Origin of the sequence: Microcoleus sp. AR_TQ3_B6, assembly GCF_036702785.1 — a bacterium.
GTDB lineage: Bacteria > Cyanobacteriota > Cyanobacteriia > Cyanobacteriales > Microcoleaceae > Microcoleus.
This window is the reverse complement of the sequence record NZ_JAUBVJ010000073.1, coordinates 1-21,245: the sequence shown is the minus strand read 5'-3', so window position 1 is coordinate 21,245 and position 21,245 is coordinate 1. Positions and strand designations below refer to the sequence as shown.

The 21,245-nt window shown below is 46.4% G+C and carries 11 protein-coding genes; 5 read left to right on the top strand and 6 right to left on the bottom strand.

The window, feature by feature from the left end:
* Positions 1–115: 115 nt before the first annotated feature.
* Positions 116–2,260 carry a SpoIIE family protein phosphatase gene (locus QUB56_RS27135; RefSeq protein WP_332959375.1) on the bottom strand — a complete coding sequence of 715 codons (2,145 nt, stop codon included), beginning with the start codon at positions 2,258–2,260 and terminating at the stop codon, positions 116–118.
* A 48-nt stretch (positions 2,261–2,308) separates the two neighbouring features.
* Positions 2,309–2,605, bottom strand: a complete 297-nt coding sequence (locus tag QUB56_RS27130) for an SDR family oxidoreductase (protein WP_332959402.1) — start codon at positions 2,603–2,605, stop codon at positions 2,309–2,311.
* 469 nt (positions 2,606–3,074) lie between these two features.
* Between QUB56_RS27130 and QUB56_RS27125 the strand changes: the two genes are divergently transcribed.
* Together QUB56_RS27125 and QUB56_RS27120 are read left to right on the top strand one after the other, a co-directional pair.
* Positions 3,075–3,434, top strand: a complete 360-nt coding sequence (locus tag QUB56_RS27125) for a VOC family protein (protein WP_332959374.1) — start codon at positions 3,075–3,077, stop codon at positions 3,432–3,434.
* A gap of 3 nt (positions 3,435–3,437) precedes the next feature.
* Complete coding sequence (locus QUB56_RS27120) at positions 3,438–4,718, top strand: recombinase family protein (protein WP_332959372.1); 1,281 nt, start codon at positions 3,438–3,440, stop codon at positions 4,716–4,718.
* A gap of 49 nt (positions 4,719–4,767) precedes the next feature.
* On the opposite strand, the gene QUB56_RS27115 is transcribed toward QUB56_RS27120, so the two are convergent.
* The 3 genes from QUB56_RS27115 to QUB56_RS27105 all read right to left on the bottom strand — a co-directional run bounded on the left by QUB56_RS27115 (position 4,768) and on the right by QUB56_RS27105 (position 10,852).
* Positions 4,768–5,985 (bottom strand): adenylate/guanylate cyclase domain-containing protein, encoded by a 1,218-nt coding sequence (locus tag QUB56_RS27115; RefSeq protein ID WP_332959371.1) that lies wholly within the window; start codon positions 5,983–5,985, stop codon positions 4,768–4,770.
* Positions 5,986–6,017: 32 nt separating this feature from the next.
* On the bottom strand, positions 6,018–9,191 hold the full coding sequence (locus QUB56_RS27110) for an ATP-binding protein (protein WP_332959370.1): 3,174 nt from the start codon (positions 9,189–9,191) through the stop codon (positions 6,018–6,020).
* 107 nt (positions 9,192–9,298) lie between these two features.
* Positions 9,299–10,852, bottom strand: coding sequence for an ATP-binding protein (locus tag QUB56_RS27105; RefSeq protein ID WP_332959369.1), 1,554 nt, complete (start codon positions 10,850–10,852; stop codon positions 9,299–9,301).
* Positions 10,853–11,342: 490 nt separating this feature from the next.
* Here QUB56_RS27105 and QUB56_RS27100 point away from each other — a divergent pair, with 490 nt between their 5' ends.
* Positions 11,343–12,665, top strand: coding sequence for an AAA-like domain-containing protein (locus QUB56_RS27100; RefSeq protein ID WP_332959368.1), 1,323 nt, complete (start codon positions 11,343–11,345; stop codon positions 12,663–12,665).
* Here QUB56_RS27100 and QUB56_RS27095 read toward each other — a convergent pair whose 3' ends face one another.
* Positions 12,666–13,292, bottom strand: a complete 627-nt coding sequence (locus tag QUB56_RS27095; RefSeq protein ID WP_332959367.1) for a Uma2 family endonuclease — start codon at positions 13,290–13,292, stop codon at positions 12,666–12,668.
* Positions 13,293–13,798: 506 nt separating this feature from the next.
* Between QUB56_RS27095 and QUB56_RS27090 the strand changes: the two genes are divergently transcribed.
* Together QUB56_RS27090 and QUB56_RS27085 are read left to right on the top strand one after the other, a co-directional pair.
* Complete coding sequence (locus tag QUB56_RS27090; protein ID WP_332959366.1) at positions 13,799–17,392, top strand: AAA-like domain-containing protein; 3,594 nt, start codon at positions 13,799–13,801, stop codon at positions 17,390–17,392.
* Between the two features lie 169 nt (positions 17,393–17,561).
* The gene (locus QUB56_RS27085; protein WP_332959364.1) at positions 17,562–21,206 is read left to right on the top strand and encodes an AAA-like domain-containing protein; all 3,645 of its coding nucleotides are present in this window, start codon (positions 17,562–17,564) and stop codon (positions 21,204–21,206) included.
* Positions 21,207–21,245 lie beyond the last annotated feature (39 nt).

Genomic DNA, 21,245 nt, shown 5'->3' with positions numbered 1-21,245 from the left:
ACAGCTTACACGGGCCGATCGAGAAATCCGGTTTCTGCTTCTTCTGCTTCTTCGGCTTCGATGCTTCGGCACTAAATCAAAGAGCGATATGAGAAACCGGGTTGATGAGAGTCAATCACAAATTATACACAATATTGCCCTTTTGCTTCAAAACTAGCAAAGTAATGTCATCAAATACCTTTTCTTCTCCAATAAATTCTCGCAAATCCTCGATGGTGGCTTGCTTGATTTGTTCGGTGCTCAAATGCCAGTTTTGAGAAACCACTTCACAGAGTCTTTCGATCCCGTAGAATTGTTTGCTGGTGTTTCTGGCTTCCGTGATGCCGTCGGTGTACAGCACCACCCCGTCCCCCGGCTCTAAGTCTACTAAAACATGACCGATCCACTCTGAAATATCCTCATCTAAGCCGAGCGGCAATCCTAAATCTATTGTGTCTATCTGCTCGATTTGACCGCCTTTTCTGACCACAATAGTTTGCTCGTGTTGACCGCTGATACTAATTGTGCGATCGGCGTAGTTGAGCAGAGCTAGCGTCAGATTTTTTTCGGAGTTCATGCGCTGGAGATTTTTATAAATAGTGCGGTTGAGAGTATCTAAAAAGCGCACCGGGTCGGATTCGGGCATTTCCTGAAGAGTGCGGACAGCAGCTTGAGTCATCACCATTAAAATACCGCTTTCTAAGCCATGTCCGGTGACATCGCCGATGCAAATCGTGACAACCCCGTTAGTACAAAGTACGTCGTAGTAATCACCACCTAATTCCGAGGCTGGTTCCATAAATCCGGCAATTTCTAAATCTTCAATTGCTGCTAATTCCGCAGGTTTGGGCAGAATTAACTGCTGCATTTGTTTGAGGATATCGAGTTCGGAACTCATGCGGAGGTTTTCCGCTTTCAGGCGCTGGTTGAGATCGGCAATTTGTTGAGTGGCTGTGGCGAGTTCAGAGGTGCGTTCTTTGACTTTATCTTCTAGAGTTTCAAAGGATTCTTGCAGTTGTATCGCCATGCTGTTAAAGGAACTTGTTAAAGTTTTAATTTCAAAAATCCGACTGGAATCAACGTTCTGGTTGAGAACACCACCTGCTAGATATTCTGAAGCTCGAGCAATTTGGTTCAGGGGGCGAGTAATCCAGCTAGCAGTGAGAATACCCACTCCAACAGAGACAATTAGAGCCACAATACACAGCAAAATGGTCTGGCGAGTGTTAGCATAAATTTGCCCCATAAAGTCGGCTTCAGGAACTACAACTACAATCAGCCAATTGAGACCGTATTTGTCAGTTAGCGGAGAAACTTGAATAAATTGCCGCTCACCGTTCAGCTTAAAGTCAAGTTGAACAGTTTGATCGATGTTTTCCAAATGCTGGAAGCGTTCGAGCAGATAAACCACACTTTGACGCATCAGCGGGTTGCTGCTTTCCTGTGCTTTGATCCGTTTTGTATCTTTGCCAGTTCCTACCGAAAGAGGCTGTTCTTTAACCGAAGTGGCTATTAACTCACCGTGGGGTTCAATGATAAATACTTGACCAGAATTACCCACGCTTAAGGTTTGCAGGAAGTGGCGAATTTGATCTAGTCCCATCTGGCAAGTCAGCACGCCAATTAGTTTCCCTGCGGCATCGTAATAGGGTAGACTCGCATTAATTTGCAGCGTACCGTAGCCAAAATTAATATAAACTTCACTCCAAGCTGCCTGTTTCTTCTCAACAGCAACGCTGTAAAAAGGGCGCGTGCGAACGTCATAATTGGGCGTGTTTTTGTCGATTGTTGTTGGGTTTCCCTTAGAGTCAAGGTTGTAAAATATCAAGTCGCCACCCCCCGGAATCAGTTGCTGGGCAAGCTGAGGTTGTTCAAGTCCAACCAGCCGATTTACCCAACCCACACGCAGGTACTGACCTTTTTCATTGGCAATTCCCGCGTAGCCGATCGATTTAAATTGCAGAACTTGTTTCCAAAAATAGGGTCGAGCTTGCTCCAAATCGTCAAAGTTCAACACCCCCAAAGGTAAAGCATCCTGATTGATCTGATTCACCAGTGGCGGAGCTTCCAGATAGGTTTGGACACGTTCGTAAACTCTCGCACTCACTTCGTGCCGCAACTGACTAACAATATCGTTGACTATCTGCTCTCCGTTTCTGTAAGACAGATATCCCACGCAGCCAACTGCAGCCAAAATTTGGAGTACAAAGGGAACCACCAAGACATTGCTCAGACGCAATTTGCCCGATCCAGACGCGATCGCACCTTTTTGAGAAACCATTGTTAAAAACACTCCCACCGGGCAGTTTACAATAGGTTGATTAACTTTTCAAATGCTGCCGTAAACCCCCATAGCGGCGCCGCGAACATCTTTGGCAGCTTCCGAACCAAGAAAGCAAATTACTTGAGCTAGAGATTGAGATTTCACCCATTGGTGAGCATTTTCCGAACCCATGGCCGAGCGATTTGTCGGAGGATAGATCGCACTGGAGAGGACTGTATTAGCCGAGATATTAGTACCTTTTGTTTTATTTGCGATCGCCTTTGTGAGCGCCACCACTCCAGCTTTAGCAGCACAGCAAGCCACCAATTGTCCAACCTGCTCTTCGCCCCCACGCCAACCCACAGTCAATCGATTTTAGATTTTAGATTTTAGATTTTAGATTGACCCCACGGATAAATGCCGGGGCTTGAGGATTTTCGATTTTCGAAAAGGGATTGATTCCACGGATAAATCACGTGGCGGGTACCACCTTTGAAATTCGCTTGTCAAACTCAGCCCGTCGAACCAGCCAACAATACTTCTTAGCCTTTCATAATTTATAAGTAACCGAGTACAAATAAATATAACATGGGGAGAGAGCGGGTTTTGCAGTAGTAAACTAGGTGCTACCATAGACTCTCACTAAAAGCGCCTCTACAATTCCCGATTTTCAATTATGGTTTTTTCCCCTGACCTATTTACATCTTTGGATATGTTAAGAGCCAGGGAAAATGTTATCATATTAAAACCCCCAAAAACATCAACTAATCTGCGTTAATCAGCGCTCATCTGCCTACATCAGCGGTAAAAAAAACCAACCCCACCCAAAAAAATGCAAATTACTCAAGCCCTCCACAGCGCCATACTCGTTTCCAACATCGAAAAATCAGAACAATTTTACAGCAGCATATTAGGACTGTCAAAAATAGATAGAAAATTAAAATTTCCCGGTAGCTGGTATCAAATCGGCAACTTCCAGATCCACCTAATTGTAGCTGCAACAATTATACCAGATGCCGTAGACCATGAAAAATTAGGACGCAACCGACATCTAGCATTTTCAGTTGCCAACTTAGAGGCAGCCAAACAACAATTAATGGCTCACAATTGCCCGTTCCAAATGAGCGCGTCAGGTCGAGCGGCATTATTTACCCAAGATCCCGACGGCAACATCATCGAACTCAGCGAGTAACAGATGAAAATCATCGCCTATTCTTACACCGAACCGCTACTAGAAGCAGCACCAGCACCGGAAATTTGGGGCCAAGAGGTCGATCGAATATATCAAGACATAGGAGGGCGGCAACAACTGCAACAACTCCTCAAAGACTGCCAAACAGAACCAGTCAAATACCTGTTAATTCAGCGCTTTGAAGAACTCGGCGACACATTACAGCAAGTGTGTTCGCACCTGGCCCAACTCGAAAACCTCGGCGTCGAAATCATCGTACAAACAGAAACAGAGCCCCGAAACCGCAAAAACTTGCTGCAAATCCTCGCAGAACTCCAGCGCAGCCAACACAGCCGCAGCATTCGCAAAGGACACGCCCGCAACCGCATCAAATCCCGGATTCCACCGGGTAAGGCTCCCTACGGCTATCGGCGCGGCAAAGAGCGCTACACGATCGATCGATCGGCCGCCGCCGCCGTCAAAGACTTTTTTGAACACTTTCTAATCTACGGTTCCCTGCGCGGTTCCGTGCGGTATTTAGCCAAGAAATACAGCAAAAAAATCTCCGTCAGCACAGGCCGCCGCTGGCTGACAAATCCCGCCTACCGAGGCGATTTGGAATATCAAAACGGCCAAGTAATTTCTAATACCCACGTCCCGATTATTTCCCGAGAAGAAGCCGCGCAAATAGACAGATTGCTGCGCCGCAACCGCCGCCTTTCTCCCCGCAGTGCCAGCGCCCCGCGTTCCCTCGCAGGTTTAGCCATTTGTGCCGAATGCAAATCGCCCATGACAGTTGCCAAAGTCACCTCCTACCGCAAAGATAGAGAATACCTTTATTTGCGGCCGATTAACTGTCAGTTTCAGCCTAAATGCAGTGGCTTTTCCTACCAAGAAATATTGCAATCAACCATTGAAGGAATCTGTCGGGATTTGCCCGCTGCTGTCGCCGCGCTGCAAATGCCGGATCTCAACGGAATCAAAGCAGGAACTGAACAAGCGATCGCATCGAAACAAGAAATCCTAGAGCAACTTCCCGCCCTGATTGAAAGCGGCATTTTAGACACAGAAACGGCAGAGTTTAGAGCCTACAAAATCCGCACGGAAATTGCCCAACTGCAAAGCAAATTAGCCCAACTGCCGCCAGTGAATTTGCGAGAAATAGCTCAAACTGTTTCTCTTCCCCAATTTTGGCTGGACTTGTCGGAATCGGAACGCAGGTTCTATTTTCGAGAGTTTATCGATCGCATTGAGATCCTCGGGGAAAATACCAATTGGAAACTGCAAATTATTTTCATTTTTTAAGGATTAGTGCGAGGTCGATCGCTAGCTGCTGCGTTAGATGCCCGACTTCTTAAAGAACTCGGGCCTCTGGGTACTCTCTTACTTCGCTAGGAGTGGACTTCCTGTGACAAGAATAGGTTGCAACCGCCGCATCATCTTTTTTAGCCTTTAGCCAATAGGCGATCGTATCTCCTTTACCTTTAACCGCGATCGCGCCTCTTTCCTCAAATACATACCGATCTTTTAACAGCTCGTAAATAGCAGTAGTAACTTGAATATACCCCGGTAATCCTTGAGATTCCATCCGAGAAGCAACATTAACAGTATCTCCCCACAAGTCATAGATGAATTTTTTAGTGCCAATGACGCCAGCAACTACTGGGCCTGTATTAATGCCAATCCGAATTTGGAAGGGTTCGCCCGTTTCAGTTTTAAAATCAGCGATCGCTTCCTGCATATCCAAGGCCATATTCGCGATCGCTTCTGCATGATCTGCCCTCGGCACCGGCACCCCCGCTGCTACGATATAAGCATCCCCACTTGTTTTAATTTTCTCCAAATCGTGTTTTTCAGTTAGTTCGTCAAACTTTGAAAAAATCTGGTTGAGGAAATTTACCACTTCCATAGCTGAAATTCTGGCAGCAAGAGACGTAAAACCAACAATATCGGCAAATAGGACTGTTGCTGACTCAAATCTCTCGGCTGCTGCACCCTCGCCTTTTTTCAAATTTTCAACAATCGCCGACGGTAAAATATTTAGCAATAAACGATCGGATTCTTGTTGAGCAACCCGTAAAGCTAGCTCCACCTCCTGCCGCTCTTTAATTTCGTTTTGCAAACGTTCGACAAATTCTTCTAATTGCTGCGTTTGCTCTTGAAGTAGCTTTTGCTGACTTTGAATTGTTAACTGATTTGCCACTCGTGCCAATACTTCTTTATTTTGAAAAGGTTTCGTAATATAATCAACTGCTCCCACATCAAAGGCTTTCACCTTATCTAAAACGTCATCTAAGGCGCTTAAAAAAATGATTGGAATAGAACTGGTTTTTGGTGAAGCTTTCAACTGTGCACAAACCTCATATCCATTCATCTCAGGCATCATCACGTCCAGCAGAATTAGATTCGGCGGAAACTCCTGCACTGTAGCGATCGCCCTTTGCCCATTCAGCGCTTTACGAACCTGATACCCTTGTGCGGTCAAAATTGTAGATAAAAGCCGCACGTTATCTGGGGTATCATCAACTATTAGAATGCTGGCGGGAAGTGTAGCAGATTGATTGCTGTTCATGGGAGCACGGTATTTTTTATAGATACAAGATATTAACAGTGACCTGCCGTAACTGCCGATTTTGCTAGCTCTATAATATCGTCAAATAGGAAATTCTGCGCTAAAGTAGTTAAATTTTGTGAAGCAGGAGCGAATTCTCTAGGCATTTCCTCAATCAACTCAATAATTTTATCGTCGCAACATTGCTGAGCAGCATTATATATCTTCTCCACCCATTCCCGAGGCATTTGACCGAGCAGTGCTTCTACAGATTGATTGCTGGAAACTCCGCTAATTTCGCTTTCCTTTTCTAGTTTTGTATCATCTGTATCAAATGGTTCGTCGTAAACGTAGCGGATTCCTAAAAACTCTTCCATTTTAGCAAATAATATTTTTGCCTCGAAGGGTTTAGGTATAAAATCATCACAGCCTGCTGCTAAAATACATTTTCGTTCGTTTTCAAAAGCGCTAGCAGTCAGAGCAATAATCACGGTTGTTTTCCCGAGAGGATGAGCTTTAATTTGTTTTGTGGCTTCGTAGCCATCCATCACCGGCATCCGCATATCCATCCAGATCAGTTGCGGCTGCCAATCCTCCCATACAGCAACAGCTTCTTGACCATTTTCAGCTTCTCGGACAAGCAAGCCTATGGACGACAATAATCTTACTAAGACTAGGCGGTTATCTGCGCAATCGTCAACCACCAAAATCCGGTATTCTGGTTGATCCGGTGCTAAACCAATTACTTTTTTCTGCGGTTTAAGCATTTTAACATCGGTAGGATCGGCCAACCTGATTTGAATATCAAATGCAAACTTACTTCCTAAATCAGGCGTACTGCTGACAGTAATGTCTCCTCCCATCATTTGTACAAATTTGCGGCTAATTGGTAAACCTAATCCAGTCCCCTGGTGAGATTTATGACCTGTTTTTGTTTGCTCGAACGGTTCAAATAATTTATTCATTTCTTCTGCCGCAATGCCAGGACCAGTATCTTCAATTTCAAACTGAAGGCGTAAAAATTCCGACTTTTGTAAAAATACCGGGCGAATAGAATCCGCATCTACCCCATAAAAGTCCCCATGGGCGCACTGTTCAGAACCCGCATCGGCGGGTTTTGTTTGTAGGCCCGTAAACTCTGCGGTTTCCACCGCCAAGCTTTCGGAATGATTAGAACCCGCGTCGGCGGGTTTTGTTTGTATGTCCGCAAACTCTGCGGTTTCAACCGCCCAGCTTTCTTCTACCTTCATTTTCACTTGCAAGGTAACGCTACCCGTCTCTGTAAATTTGATAGCATTTCCTAATAAATTAATCAAAATTTGGCGCAATTTACATTCATCTCCATTAACAAAGTGCGGTACGCCCTCAGCCACTTCAAATTTTAGCTGCAATTTCTTAGATACAGCTTTCAATCGGAACATCTCTTCTAAAGTTTCTAGCAGTTTGATTAAATTAAAACTGCTTTCATTAAGCTGAGTTCGGCCGGATTCAATTTTGGACATTTCCAAAATGTCATTAATTAGAGAAAGCAAGTGTTCGCTGGCGCGATTAATAATTTCTAGGTGCTGTCGGTGTTGATTGTTTAGAGATGAATCGCGCACCATCACCTCACTAAATCCCAGAATGGCATTCAGGGGAGTACGCAATTCGTGGCTCATAGAAGAAAGGAATTCGCTCTTGGCGCGGTTAGCTTTATCAGCAGCTACGACAGCTTTTTGTAAGGCTGTTTCTGCCAATTTGCGTTCGAGAATTTCAGTTTTGGCTTGTTCAAAAAGAGTGGATTGCTGGATGGCAATTGCTAGCTGCACGGAAATTTGCTTGAGAGATTCTATCTCAGAAGACTCCCAATACCTTGGACTGCGGCAGTGATGAGCAATGAGTAGCCCCCACAAATTTTCACCTTGCAAAAGGGGAACCACGAGGTTAGCTTTAATTTCAAACTGCCTCAGTAAATTAATGTGGCACTCTGAAATACCTGCCGTATAAATATTGTCGATGGCGCGAAGATGTCCCTGCTGGTAAAAAGAAACGTAGCCTTCTCGAAAGCAAGAATCGTTAATGTCAATTCCCAAAATCGGCATGGTATCGGCTGCTACCGACTCAACGGCGATAAATCCACTCCAATCTGGGTTAAAGCGGTAAATAACAGTCCTGTCTGTTGACAAAAACTGCCGCACTTCTTCCACAGCCATTGTCATCACTTCTTCTAGGTTAAGAGAGGAACGAATCCGCTCTTGAATGGAATTCACTAGCCGCTCCCTTTTTAGTTGTTGCTGCAAGGCTCGTTCCGCCTGTTTGCGAGCAGTAATATCTACTCCATAACCAACGCACTCTACAGGTATCCCAGCAGCATCTTTGACCAACTTAACCTCATCGTATATCCAGCGATAACTACCGTCTTTGTGCAGTTCGCGGTATTCGTAGGAAATCGATTCTTTTTCCAATATCTGAGCGTATGCAGTATCTACAATTTCTCGATCTTTGGGGTGAATGAGGCTATGCCAATCAAGGGAACCATCCATAAATTCTTGCGCTTCGTAACCAATCATTGAAACAATGTTTTCGCTGACAAAAGTTACCTCATGGTTTCCGCCTAATTTGCAGCTAAAAATTACTGCAGGAGTCGTCGCCAGTAAATATTGGAAGCGTTCGGTGACTGCTCGCAATTTTAACTCGGCTTGCTGGCGCTCGCGAGCTTCCCTTTCTAAGCAAGTGTTGGTTTCTATCAACTGGGCATTGCGCTCTCGCACTTTAATTTCTAAATCTTCATAAGCACAGCGTAAAGCTGATTCGGCATCTTCACGCACGCCGATTTCACGCTGCAACTTAAGATTAACTGCTTCTACTTCTTGGGGAGCTTTTAATGATAAAAACTGGGGCAATAGCGTTACCATCGCTCCCGCAGTGTAACAAGAAACCAGTGCAGTAATTGCTTTTTCAATTCCCGACAGCCAATAAGCGGAATGCCACAGCGTCCAAATTTCTAACAAGTGACCCGTGCCGCAAAGAATAATAAATGCACCAAATAAAGCAAATATTCCTAAGAAAGGAACATCGCGCCGCTTAAAAACAAAATAAATCAGCATCGCCGGAATTGAATAGTAGGCGATCGCGATTAAAAAGTCGCTGGTGACGTGCAGCCACACCAAAGGCGTTTGCCACAGATAGCAGTGACCGTGCGGCATATACTGAGTTGGAGAAAAGATATTTTTGACGAATTCCCACATAATATTTTCCTGTTGGCATACAATATAAATTTGATGATGCCTAAGTTAGGCAAAAAAGTAAAAAAAACCGAACATTATCGCCGAATTAGAAATTAGTTATTACCGCCTCAACAAGAAGTGTTCATCACAGCTTGCTTGTTGGCAACATTGCGATTGCACAGGGGCGCTCGACAAGGAATTTCAATGATAAACTCAGTTCCTCTCCCCAGCTCTGAATTGCACTGCAAATAACCTTCATGGGTTTGAATAATTTGATAAGCAATCGCCAAACCCAGGCCCGTCCCAGAACCGATAGGTTTGGTCGTATAAAAGGGATCGTAAATTTTAGCGATTGCGTCAGAATCTATGCCATTGCCATTATCAGCAATGCGAATCTGCACCCACTTGCCATCAACTAAAAGCGTGCGGATGCGAATTGTTAGCAGTGGGCAATGGGTATATAGTAAGTGGTCAGGGAATCTTTTTTGCCAATAGCCTTTGGTCGAATCTCCCTGCTGCGCCATCTGTTCTAAAGCATCAATAGCATTAGAACAAATATTCATAAATACTTGGTTAAGCTGTCCAGCGTAGCATTCCAACTCGGGCAAATCTCCATACTCTTTAATAACTTGGATAGGCGGACGTTTTGCTTGTTCTTTCAAGCGGTGCTGCAAAATCATTAAAGTGCTGTCGATACCTTCATGGATATTTACCTTTTTCATATCGGCTTCGTCTAGGCGAGAGAAGGTGCGTAAAGATTTAACAATATGGCTAATCCGCTCTGCTCCACTCTTGATAGAACCAAAAAGTTTTTGCACGTCTTCTAAAATAAAATCGAGATCGATGCTGCGAATCTTGTCTGCAATTTCCGGGGCAGGAGTGGGGTAATAAACTTGATAAACCTTAATCAATTCCAAAAGGTCTTTAATGTATTCCTCAGCCGGAACCAGATTGCCATAAATGAAGTTAACAGGGTTATTGATTTCGTGAGCAACGCCAGCTACCATTTGGCCCAAAGACGACATTTTTTCATTGTGTACGAGTTGAGCTTGGGTGCCTTTAAGTTGTTGCACAGTGTTCTCTAGCTGCTGAGTTTGTTCTAGCAGTTTAGCTTCCGATCGCCGCAATGAATTTTCAGCCAAGTAGCGATCGCGATTTTCCTGTTGCAAAAGTTCATTAGCAACTTCTAAAGCCAGCGTCCTCTCCATAACCCGTTTTTCCAATTCCAGCATTAATTGGGAGAGTGCTTCCTCAGCTTGCTGGCGATCGCCAATCTCAATTTGTAAAGCCAAATTTGCCGCCGCCAGTTGATCGGGACTGGGGATAGCCAAGATTTTTGGGATTAGTTCCACCAGCACTGCTGCTGTACATAGCGAAATCAGCGCCGTAATCCCTTTGAGAAAGCCAGAGAACCAATAATTAGGATGCCACAGCGTCCATATTTCCATAAGATGGGTAATGCCGCAGCAGACAATAAAAGAGCCAAACAGCATGAAAACCCAGTCAAAAGGCACGTCTTTCCGCTTATTGACAATATAAATCAGCGTGATCGGTATCAAAAAATAAGCCACGGCTATCAAACCATCGGACAAAATGTGCAGCCCCACTAACCCAGGCTTCCACAAATAGCAATGGCCGTGAGGAATAAAATAATTAGGAAAGATTTTATGTACCATTTGCATCACATCAACTCGATTATTTGCTAATCTTTTTAACAGGGCTTACAGGAAAATTAAAAAACCTGCTGGCACAAAAAGAAGAATTAGGATTTTATACTTAACACTTGCGAGGAGTAGATGCAGACATATTAAACTAGATTTAATTAAAATAACATCCATCTACTCAGCTTTCGCAAGGTCAATTGTCACATATTTAATTGTGGGTTCACGACCAACTGTGACACCTGCATGACATTTTTGTTGACGATCGAGAAAAAGTAATCGCTGCTACCTAAGGACCCCCGCCAGCACCTCTTGAAATTGGGTGATGGCGCTCAGTTACCGCTGAATCCTTGATTGATATTGGTGCGCTTCGGTGAGATTGAACGGATTTGACCTGTTATCCCCTGAGAAATATCGCTATAGGCTCGCGTCACAATCAAATAGGCGATCGGCTTTAGAGTCAATCATAAGTGATAATATCAAGCATACACTTACAGAATAATGGCAACTTATGACCATAGATGAGGTAGTACAGCTAACTCGTGCCCGATTGCAAAAAGATTTACATCCAGTACAAGAAATTATCCTCCGCCAAGTTTGGGAAGGAAAGACTTATACAAGCATCGCATATACCTCTAATTACGGAGAGCATTATCTCAGAAACATCGCCTCTGGCTTATGGCAATCTCTCTCTGGAATCATGCAGAAACCTATTAGCAAATCAAATTTTCGTTCCACTCTAGAATCGCGTTCCCTAACAGCAGAGGAAGGAGCATTAATTGAAGAATTCACCCGCAGCCAATGCCTAGCAACAGTTTTAGAATATCCCGGCTCTCCCGTACCCCTCGGTTCGCCATTTTATATACATCACCCGCTAATTGAAGAACTCGCGTATCAAGAGATTGGCAAACCAGGAAGTGTTCTGCGGATTAAAGCTCCCAGGAAGATGGGTAAAAGCTCCCTCCTGCTAAGGATTTTAGATCGCGCCAATTCTCTTGGCTGCCGAACTGTAAGTTTGGATTTTCAGCAAGCCGAGGAATCTGTTGTAGACAACCTAGATAAATTCTTGCGCTGGTTTTGTGCCAACATCAGCCGCTACCTACAATTGCCACCTCTATTAGATGATTATTGGGATGAAGATATGGGTAGCAAAGTAAGCTGTACTATCTATTTGCAACAATATGTATTAGCAGAAATAAATACTCCTCTTGTCTTAGCTTTAAATGAAGTAAATAGAATTTTCGAGTATCCAAAAATTGCCCGAGAATTTTTGCCACTGCTGCGAAGCTGGCATGAAGAAGCAAAGCGGATTAAAACTTTGGCAAAACTGCGGTTAGTTGTTCTTCACTCCACAGAAATTTATATTCCTTTAAAGCTCACTGAATCGCCTTTTAATGTCGGTTTGCCGCTGGAATTGCCCTATTTTACAGAAGAGCAGATACTTGCTTTAGCCCAGCGTCACGGACTGGATTGGACAGATAGGCCCGATGCCGAGCGACTGATGGCAATGGTGGGGGGACATCCTTATCTGGTGCGGCTCGCTTTTTACCACCTCTGTCAAAACAGTTTAACCCTAGATCAGCTACTAGAAGAAGCTCCCACAATAGCAGGAATTTATAAAGATTACTTGCGGAGTTTTTGGGTGACATTGCAAGAGTATCCCGAACTTGCGGTGGCACTTAAACAAGTGGTAAAATCTGAGCAAGGCGTGGAATTAGATCCGATAGTAGCTTCTAAATTAGTTAGTATGGGGTTGATTTATATCGATAATAACCGCTGTACGCTAAGCTGCGAGTTGTACCGCCTGTATTTTGGTTCGCACAACTTTATTTAGTTATTGCCCCACTTGAAAAATCTGTTCTGCCGTTAAGTTTAAATCGGGGAAGGCAAGGGATCCCACCACATCATCACCTCTAAACTGATTGACTACATACTCACCGTCAACTAATTGGTTGACGGAAATAGTTGGTTGCTTGGGGTTGCCAATATATCTTCTGCCGCCTAACCCTAAGTAATCGACAATCCAGTATTCAGGAATTGCCAATTTTTCATATTCGGCTAACTTTATCAAGTAGTCATCTTGCCAATTCGTACTCACGATTTCGATGACTAAACGGATAGTTTCACCTCGGGTAATAGTCGAGCGTTTTTTCCACATCGGTTCGGTTTCGATTTGTTGCCAATCTAACACCATCACATCAGGGCTGTAGCCAGACTTATCAGAATCAATAGCCTTAATAATTCCTTGGCGGGGAATGAAATAGGGCAAAGCCAAACGTTCAATCTGAACACCTACTTTGAGGGCTAGGAAGCCCCCTACTTGTTCGTGAGTTCCAGTTGCTTGCATTTCGATAACGGCTCCATCATGTAGTTCAAAGCGACCTTGACCCTCTGGATACCAGTCCAGAAACTCGTCTAGGGTCATTTGTTTAGACTGGATCGGCTGTTCTTGAATGAGCATATTGATTCTCCTTATTTGTTGTTAATTTTAATGTCAATATAAATTTACATTAGGCTATATTGTATAGCAATCCTTGCAGGAGTCGTAATTTTTTTACCCCACCCCCACCCTCCCCTTACAAAGGGGATGGAGTAAGAAATTTACCAATGATTTAGGATTGCTATAGCAATCCTAAATGATTCTACTCGTTACCAGGCAGAGCCTGGTTTAACTTCCAGGCTCTGCCTCTTAACCGATGTAAGCGAGGCTCTGCCTCGGCCCAGACTATGGAGGCTCTTCCTCCGGATATGCGTTACCAGGCAGAGCCTGGTAACGAGTATAATCATTAGGATTGCTATATATAATAACTTATAGTTATTACTTAGTCAATTTTATTAAATAACAATTACTTGGGAAACCTAAACTTTACCGAGGGATTATAATTTAGTAGAGATGGTGACAAAAACAACGCTCAGACTGCATCTTCTTTTACTAAACTTTCAATTTTAAATCAACCCACAAACGGCATGACCCAGGTTACATACCAAATTGGCGGCAGTCTCGCCAGTGATGCGCCTACATACGTAGTGCGGCAAGCAGATTCCGAACTTTATGAAGCCCTAAAAGCTGGCGAATTTTGTTACATCTTCAACTCGCGACAAATGGGCAAATCTTCTCTCTTGGTCCGCACGCTGCACCGACTGCAAGGAGAAGGTTTTCAATGCAGCACGATCGACATGACCCGCATCGGCAGTGAAAATATTACTCCTTTACAGTGGTATAAAGGTATGGTCGCCGAGTTGTGGCGCGGGTTCAATCTTTTAGGACAAGTTAATATTAAAACCTGGTGGCGCGACTCAGAGGATGTCTCTTTCTTGCAAAGATTGAGCCATTTTATAGAAGATATCCTGCTGGTTCAATTTCCCCAAGAGCGCATCTTTATATTCATCGATGAAATCGATAGCATTCTCAGTTTGGATTTCGCGGTCGATGATTTTTTTGCCTTAATTCGGTTTTGCTACAATCAGCGAGCGATTAATCCCGAGTATAACCGCCTTAGCTTTGCAATTTTTGGAGTAGCTACGCCGAGCGATTTAATAGCTGACAAAAATCGAACTCCTTTTAATATAGGTCGGGCTATAGATTTGCCTGGTTTTGAACTGGCCCAAGCCCAACTATTAGTTAAAGGATTAGAGAGTGCAGTCAGTAATCCTCCTGCCGTTCTCAAACAAATATTAGCTTGGACTTCAGGACAGCCATTCCTCACCCAGAAAATTTGCTATTTGGCCTATAGAGCCAGCCTTGAAACGGCGGACGGATTAGTAAATATTCCTCCGGGAACAGAGGCATTTTGGGTCGATAGTTTGGTGCGCTCGCACATCGTCAATAACTGGGAATCGCAAGACGAGCCCGAGCATCTGAAAACGATACGCGATCGCCTCCTCCGTGACGGACAACGCGCCGGAAGATTGCTAGGCATTTACCAGCAAATCTTACAAAGCCTAGGGGCGGTGCCCGCCTGCCCGCCCGTCCCCACAGATGACAGCCGAGAACAAGTCGAACTATTGCTATCGGGTTTAGCGGTAAAAAAACATGGGTATTTGCAGGTAAAAAACAGAATTTATCAAGAAGTATTTAATCTCGAATGGGTAGAAAAACAATTAGGGCAACTGCGCCCTTACTCCCAACTATTTGATGCTTGGATCGCTGCCAAACAACAAGACGAATCGCGACTGTTGCGCGGACAAGCGCTGAAAGACGCTCAATCCTGGGCGCCCGGTAAAAGTTTGAGCGATTTGGACTATCAATTTTTAGCGGCTTCTGGTGAATTAGATAAGTTGGAAATGCAGCAAGCACTGGAAGCAGAACGAGTAAAAGAAGTCGAAGCACGACTGGTAGAAGAACGCAAGCGCCTAGCTTATGAAAGAAAGACAGCACAGCGACAGCGCAAGTTTATTGCAGCGTTGAGTGGGTTGCTGATGGTTGCGATCGCATCCGCCATTTTCGCCCTCTGGCAATATTACCGCGCCGCCAAAAGCGAAATACAAGCCCTCAGCATCTCCTCCACAGGGCAATTCGCCTCCCAGCAGCGATTAGACGCCCTCGTCACTGCAATCATTGCCAGACGCAGGCTCGAGGGTCTCCCTAATTCCCACCCCCAGTTGCGATCGCAAGTTCGACAAGTGCTGCAACAGGCCATCTACGGAACAGCAGAATTCAATCGCCTGACGGGGCATTCCAGCGTGGTTCTAGGCCTTGATGTCAGCCCAGACGCCCAACTCATCGCCACCGGCGGCGGCGATCGCACAGTCAAGCTGTGGCAGCGGGACGGTGCGCTGATCCACAACCTGCAACACCCGGCTGCTGTCTTCGGGCTCAAATTCAGTCCCGACAGCCAGCGCCTGGTCACATCCAGTCTCAACGGCAGCATTTATCTGTGGGATCGAGACGGCAAGATCCTCAAAACCTTTCAGGGACACAGCGCTGCGATATGGGACATTGCCGTCAGTCCGGAGGGCTCGCGCATTGCCACTGGCAGCGAAGACAGCACGATTCGCCTGTGGGACTTTAATGGCAAACTGCTCAAGACACTAAGCGGACATCAAGGTGGGGTTTGGGGTCTTGCCTTCAGTTCCGATGGAAACCTGCTCGCCTCTAGCAGCACCGACGGTACGGTCAAGGTATGGACTAAGGACGGCAAACTGGTGAGAACTCTGGAAGGGCACGCGGCTGCCGTTTGGGACGTTAAGTTCGCCGGACTCGCAGACAGTGACGGCACAAAACGTCTCGCCATTCTCTCTGCCAGCGCTGACAACACGGTTAAAATCTGGCAACTCGACGGAACCCTGCTACGAACTCTCAGGGGTCACAGTTCGGAAGTGTTGGAAATTGCCGTCAGCGATACAGGCGAGGTCATTGCTTCCGCCAGCGCCGACGGAACCATCAACCTCTGGAAGCCGGACGGGACGCTTTTGAAAGTCCTCAAAGGGCATCTATCTGGAATTCGCGGCGTTATCTTTATTCCCAACACTCAAATCGCTGTCTCCGCCAGCGACGACAATACCGTTCGGCTGTGGAACCCGACAAACCCTTTCTCGAAAGTCTTGTACGGACATAGCGGCATCATTTGGGATGTGGACTTCAGCCAGGACAGTCAGATGTTAGCTTCAGCTAGTTCGGATGGCAGCTTCAAAGTGTGGACAAAAGACGGTACGTTGCTGAAGTCTTTTGCGGGAGACAAGGCCCCCGTTTACTCGGTTGCTTTCGTCTCTCCTGCTAGCTTTGCCAAAGAAGATATCTCCCCTGTACTCGCTTTTGCTGGTACAGATAAAACGATTAAACTCTGGCAGTTCGACGGGACACTGCTGAAAACCATAACAGGACATGGGGCGAGCGTTTGGGATGTCTCCGTCAGTCCAGACGGTCAGTTCCTCGCTTCTGCCAGCGACGACAAAACCGTGAAACTGTGGAAGCGAGACGGCAGGGCGGGCACGGGGGCACCGCCCCTACGAACGTTCACAGGACATCAGGCTAGGGTTTACGATGTGGACTTTACCCCCGACGGAAACAGGCTGGTTTCTGTCAGTGCAGATGGCACAGTTCGGTTGTGGAGTTTGGACGGTCGCTTGAACAAGACTTTGAAAGGTCATCAAAGTGGAATTTGGGAAGTGGCTGTCAGTCCAGACGGTCGGACTTTGGCAAGTGCGAGCATGGATGACACGATTAAACTTTGGACGATCGATGGCACGTTGCTCAAAACCATCAAGGGAAATACTAGAGGCATGATGGCGGTTGATTTCAGTCCAGACGGTCAAATGCTGGTGGCCGGAGGCGCATCTGGCGCAGTCAAACTCTGGAAAATTGACGGCACGGAAATAACGACGCTAACCCAACATGAGGGGAATGTTTGGGCGGTGGTGTTTAGTCCGGACGGCAAACAGATTGCTTCTGTTGGGGACGATCGCACTGTCATTTTGTGGGATGTGGAGCGAATTCTCAAACTCGATGAACTGGCTTATGCGTGCTCGCGCGTCCGCGATTATTTGCGAACTAATGCTCAAGTGAACGAGGAGGACAGACATTTGTGCGATCGAATTACCAACAATACTTCAAAACAGTGATTGTTTTTACTAAATAATTAAAAATTCGCCGGCTCCAAACTTATATCAATTCCGGTTACACTGGTCGGGACGATCCGTTGGGATTTGTCCGTCGTCCGTGGGGGAATGTGGAATTATTGACCTTGACTTTATCATTTCCCTGCAACCGGAAACGATATTACTATTACCTATGACCGAAATCACCTATCAAATTGGCGGCAGTCTCAATACAGATGCACCCACTTATGTCAAGCGAAAAGCTGACGACCAAATCTACCAAGCCTTAAAAAACGGCGATTTTTGTTACGTCCTCAACTCGCGGCAAATGGGCAAATCTTCTCTCTTGGTCCGCACCCTGCACCGACTGCAAGCAGAAGGTTTTCAATGCAGTACGATCGACATGACCCGCATCGGCAGCGAAAACATCACTCCTTTACAGTGGTATAAAGGTATGATTGGGGAACTGTGGCGCGGCTTCAATCTTTTAGGACAAGTTAATTTAAAAACCTGGTGGCGCGACTCTGAAGATGTCTCGTTTCTGCAAAGATTGAGTCATTTTATAGAAGATATCCTACTGGTTCAATTTCCCCAAGATCGCATCTTTATATTCATCGATGAAATCGATAGCATTCTCAGTTTAGATTTCGCGGTGGATGATTTTTTCGCCCTGATTCGGTTTTGCTACAATCAGCGAGCGATTAATCCCGAGTATAACCGCATTAGTTTTGCAATTTTTGGAGTAGCGACGCCGAGCGATTTAATAGCTGACAAAAAGCGAACTCCTTTTAATATCGGTCAGGCTATAGATTTGCAGGGTTTTGAACTGGCCCAAGCCCAACTATTAGTTAAAGGATTAGAGAGTGCAGTCAGTAATCCTCCTGCCGTTCTCAAACAAATATTAGCTTGGAGTTCAGGACAGCCATTCCTCACCCAGAAAATTTGCTATTTGGCCTATAGAGCCAGCCGGGAAACGGCGGACGGATTTGTAAATATTCCCCCGGGAACAGAGGCATTTTGGGTCGATAGTTTGGTGCGATCGCACATCGTCAATAACTGGGAATCGCAAGACGAGCCAGAGCATCTCAAAACGATACGCGATCGCATCTTGCGAAACGAACAACGCGCCGGAAGATTGCTAGGCATTTACCAGCAAATCTTGCAATCAGAACCCCCCCTAACCCCCCCCGATCAACAGGGGGGGCAATCAGAACCCCCCTTATTAAGGGAGGCAGGGGGGCTCGGTGCCGACGACAGCCGCGAACAAATCGAACTGGTGCTATCTGGATTAGTCGAAAAAAAAGCAGGATTACTCAAAGTTAAAAACCGCATTTATGCAGAAGTTTTTAACCTCGAATGGGTAGAAAAACAATTAGGAAAACTACGTCCCTACTCCCAAACTTTTGAAACTTGGATCGCTTCCAAACAAACAGATTATTCCCGACTGTTGCGAGGACAAGCCTTGAAAGACGCTCAAGCTTGGGCGCAGGGGAAAAGTTTGAGCGATTTGGACTATCAATTTTTAGCTGCTTCGGGTGAATTAGACAGGCTGGAAATGCAGCAAGCAATGGAAGCAGAAAGAGTTAAAGAAGTCGAAGCGCGACTGGTAGAAGAACGCAAGCGCGTAGCTTATGAAAGAAAGACAGCAAAGCGACAGCGCAAGTTTATTGCAGCGTTGAGTGGGTTGCTGATAGTTGCGATCGCATTCGGGATTCTCGCCCTGTGGCAATATCACCGCGCCGTCACCAGCGAACAGCAAGCCCGCATCAGCGAAGTTCAAGCCCTCACCTCCTCCTCCTCCGGACAATTCGCCTCCCAACAGCGGTTAGACGCCCTCGTAAGCGCCATCAAAGCAAGACGCAGGCTCTGCAGTCTCGCTAATTCCAGCCCCCAGTTGCGATCGCAAGTTCAACAAGTGCTGCAACAAGCTATCTACGGAACGGCTGAATTCAATCGCCTGTCGGCGCATTCCAGCCCGGTTCTGGCAGTTGATGCCAGTCCAGACGGTCAGCTAATCGCTACCGGCAGCGGCGACCAAACGGTCAAACTTTGGCAGCCCGATGGCACCTTGCTGCACACTCTCCAGCATAAGGTCAGCAGCGTCTACGCCCTCGGTTTTACTCCCGACAGCCAGCGCATCGTGACATCCAGCGTGGACGGCAGCATTTATCTGTGGAGTCGGTTCGGCAAGCTGCTCAAAACCTTTCAGGGACACAGCGCAGCTATTTGGGCGATCGCGGTGAGTCCTGACGGTGAGCGCATCGCCTCCGCCAGCGAAGACAGCACCATTCGCCTGTGGAGTGCCGAGGGCAAACCACTCAAGACTCTGAAGGGACATCAAGGTGGGGCTTGGGGTGTTGCCTTTAGTCCGGATGGAAACCTCCTCGCCTCTAGCAGCGCCGACGGTACGGTCAAGGTTTGGACTTTAGACGGTGAACTGGTGAGAACGCTGGAAGGACACAGCGCTGCCGTTTGGGATGTTGAGTTCGCCTTACTTGCAGACAATAGCGGCACCAAACGTCCCGCCATTGTCTCTGCCAGCGCTGACAACACTGTCAAAATCTGGCAACTCGACGGAACGCTGCTACAAACTCTTAGCGGTCACAGTTCGGAAGTGTTTGAACTTGCCGTCACCACAGCAGGCGATGTGATTGCTTCCGCCAGCGCCGACGGAACCATCAACCTCTGGAAGCCGGACGGGACACTTCTGAAAACTCTCAAAGGGCATCAATCTGGAATTCGCGGTCTTGCCTTTATTCCCAACAGTCCAATGGTTGTCTCGGCTAGCGACGACAATACCGCACGAGTCTGGAACCCGACAAACCCTTTCTCGAAAGTTCTTCACGGACATCGCGGCACGATTTGGGATGTGGATTTCAGCCCGGACGGCAAGATGCTAGCTTCAGCCAGTTCCGATGGCAGCTTCAAAGTTTGGGCGCGAGACGGCACGTTGCTGAAGTCTTTTGCCGGAGACAAGGCTGCTGTTTACTCTGTTGCTTTCGTTGCTGCTACTAACGTTACCAATACGGAGAACGCCCCCATCCTTGCTGCTGCCGGTGAAGATAAAACGATTAAATTCTGGCAGTTTGACGGGACGTTGCTGAAAACCATAACAGGGCTTGGGGCAGGAGTCTGGGATATCGCAATCAGTCCAGATAATCGGCTATTCGCTTCTGCCAGCAACGATAAAACGGTGAAACTGTGGAACAAGGGTGGCGCTTTGTTGAAAACCTTCCAAGGGCATCAGGCTAGGGTTTACGATGTGGACTTTACTCCTGACGGAAAGAGGCTGGTTTCCGCCAGTAGCGACAGCACTGCTCGGTTGTGGAGTCTTGACGGTAAGTTTTCCAAGACTCTCAAGGGCCATCGCAGCCCGATTTGGGAAGTTGCTATCAGTCCAGACGGTCGCACTTTGGCAACTGCCAGCAGGGATGACACGATTAAACTCTGGACAAGCGAGGGCACGTTGCTCAAAACTCTCAAGGGAAATACTAGAGGCGTGATGGCAGTTGATTTCAGTCCTGACGGTCAAATGCTGGTGACTGGAGGCTCAACTGGCGCACTCAAACTCTGGAAAACTGACGGTACAGAAATAACGACGCTAACCGGACATGAAGGGAACGTTTGGGGGGTGGCGTTTACTCCCGACGGTAAACAGATTGCTTCTGTTGGGGACGATCGCACTGTGATTTTGTGGGATGTGGAGCGAATTCTCAAACTCGATGAACTGGCTTATGCGTGCTCGCGCGTCCGGGATTACCTGCGAACTAATGCCGATGTCAAGGAGGAGGACAGACATTTGTGCGATCGAATTACCAACAATACTCCCAAACTGTGATTTTTTTACTAAATAATTTAAGAATCGCCCCCTCCCTAC

Coding starts and splice junctions, on each gene's coding strand:
- QUB56_RS27135 (WP_332959375.1), bottom strand. CDS start 2,260: ATGGTTTCTCAAAAAGGTGCGATCGCGTCTGGATCGGGCAAATTGCGT.
- QUB56_RS27125 (WP_332959374.1), top strand. CDS start 3,075: ATGCAAATTACTCAAGCCCTCCACAGCGCCATACTCGTTTCCAACATC.
- QUB56_RS27120 (WP_332959372.1), top strand. CDS start 3,438: ATGAAAATCATCGCCTATTCTTACACCGAACCGCTACTAGAAGCAGCA.
- QUB56_RS27115 (WP_332959371.1), bottom strand. CDS start 5,985: ATGAACAGCAATCAATCTGCTACACTTCCCGCCAGCATTCTAATAGTT.
- QUB56_RS27110 (WP_332959370.1), bottom strand. CDS start 9,191: ATGTGGGAATTCGTCAAAAATATCTTTTCTCCAACTCAGTATATGCCG.
- QUB56_RS27105 (WP_332959369.1), bottom strand. CDS start 10,852: ATGCAAATGGTACATAAAATCTTTCCTAATTATTTTATTCCTCACGGC.
- QUB56_RS27100 (WP_332959368.1), top strand. CDS start 11,343: ATGACCATAGATGAGGTAGTACAGCTAACTCGTGCCCGATTGCAAAAA.
- QUB56_RS27095 (WP_332959367.1), bottom strand. CDS start 13,292: ATGCTCATTCAAGAACAGCCGATCCAGTCTAAACAAATGACCCTAGAC.
- QUB56_RS27090 (WP_332959366.1), top strand. CDS start 13,799: ATGACCCAGGTTACATACCAAATTGGCGGCAGTCTCGCCAGTGATGCG.
- QUB56_RS27085 (WP_332959364.1), top strand. CDS start 17,562: ATGACCGAAATCACCTATCAAATTGGCGGCAGTCTCAATACAGATGCA.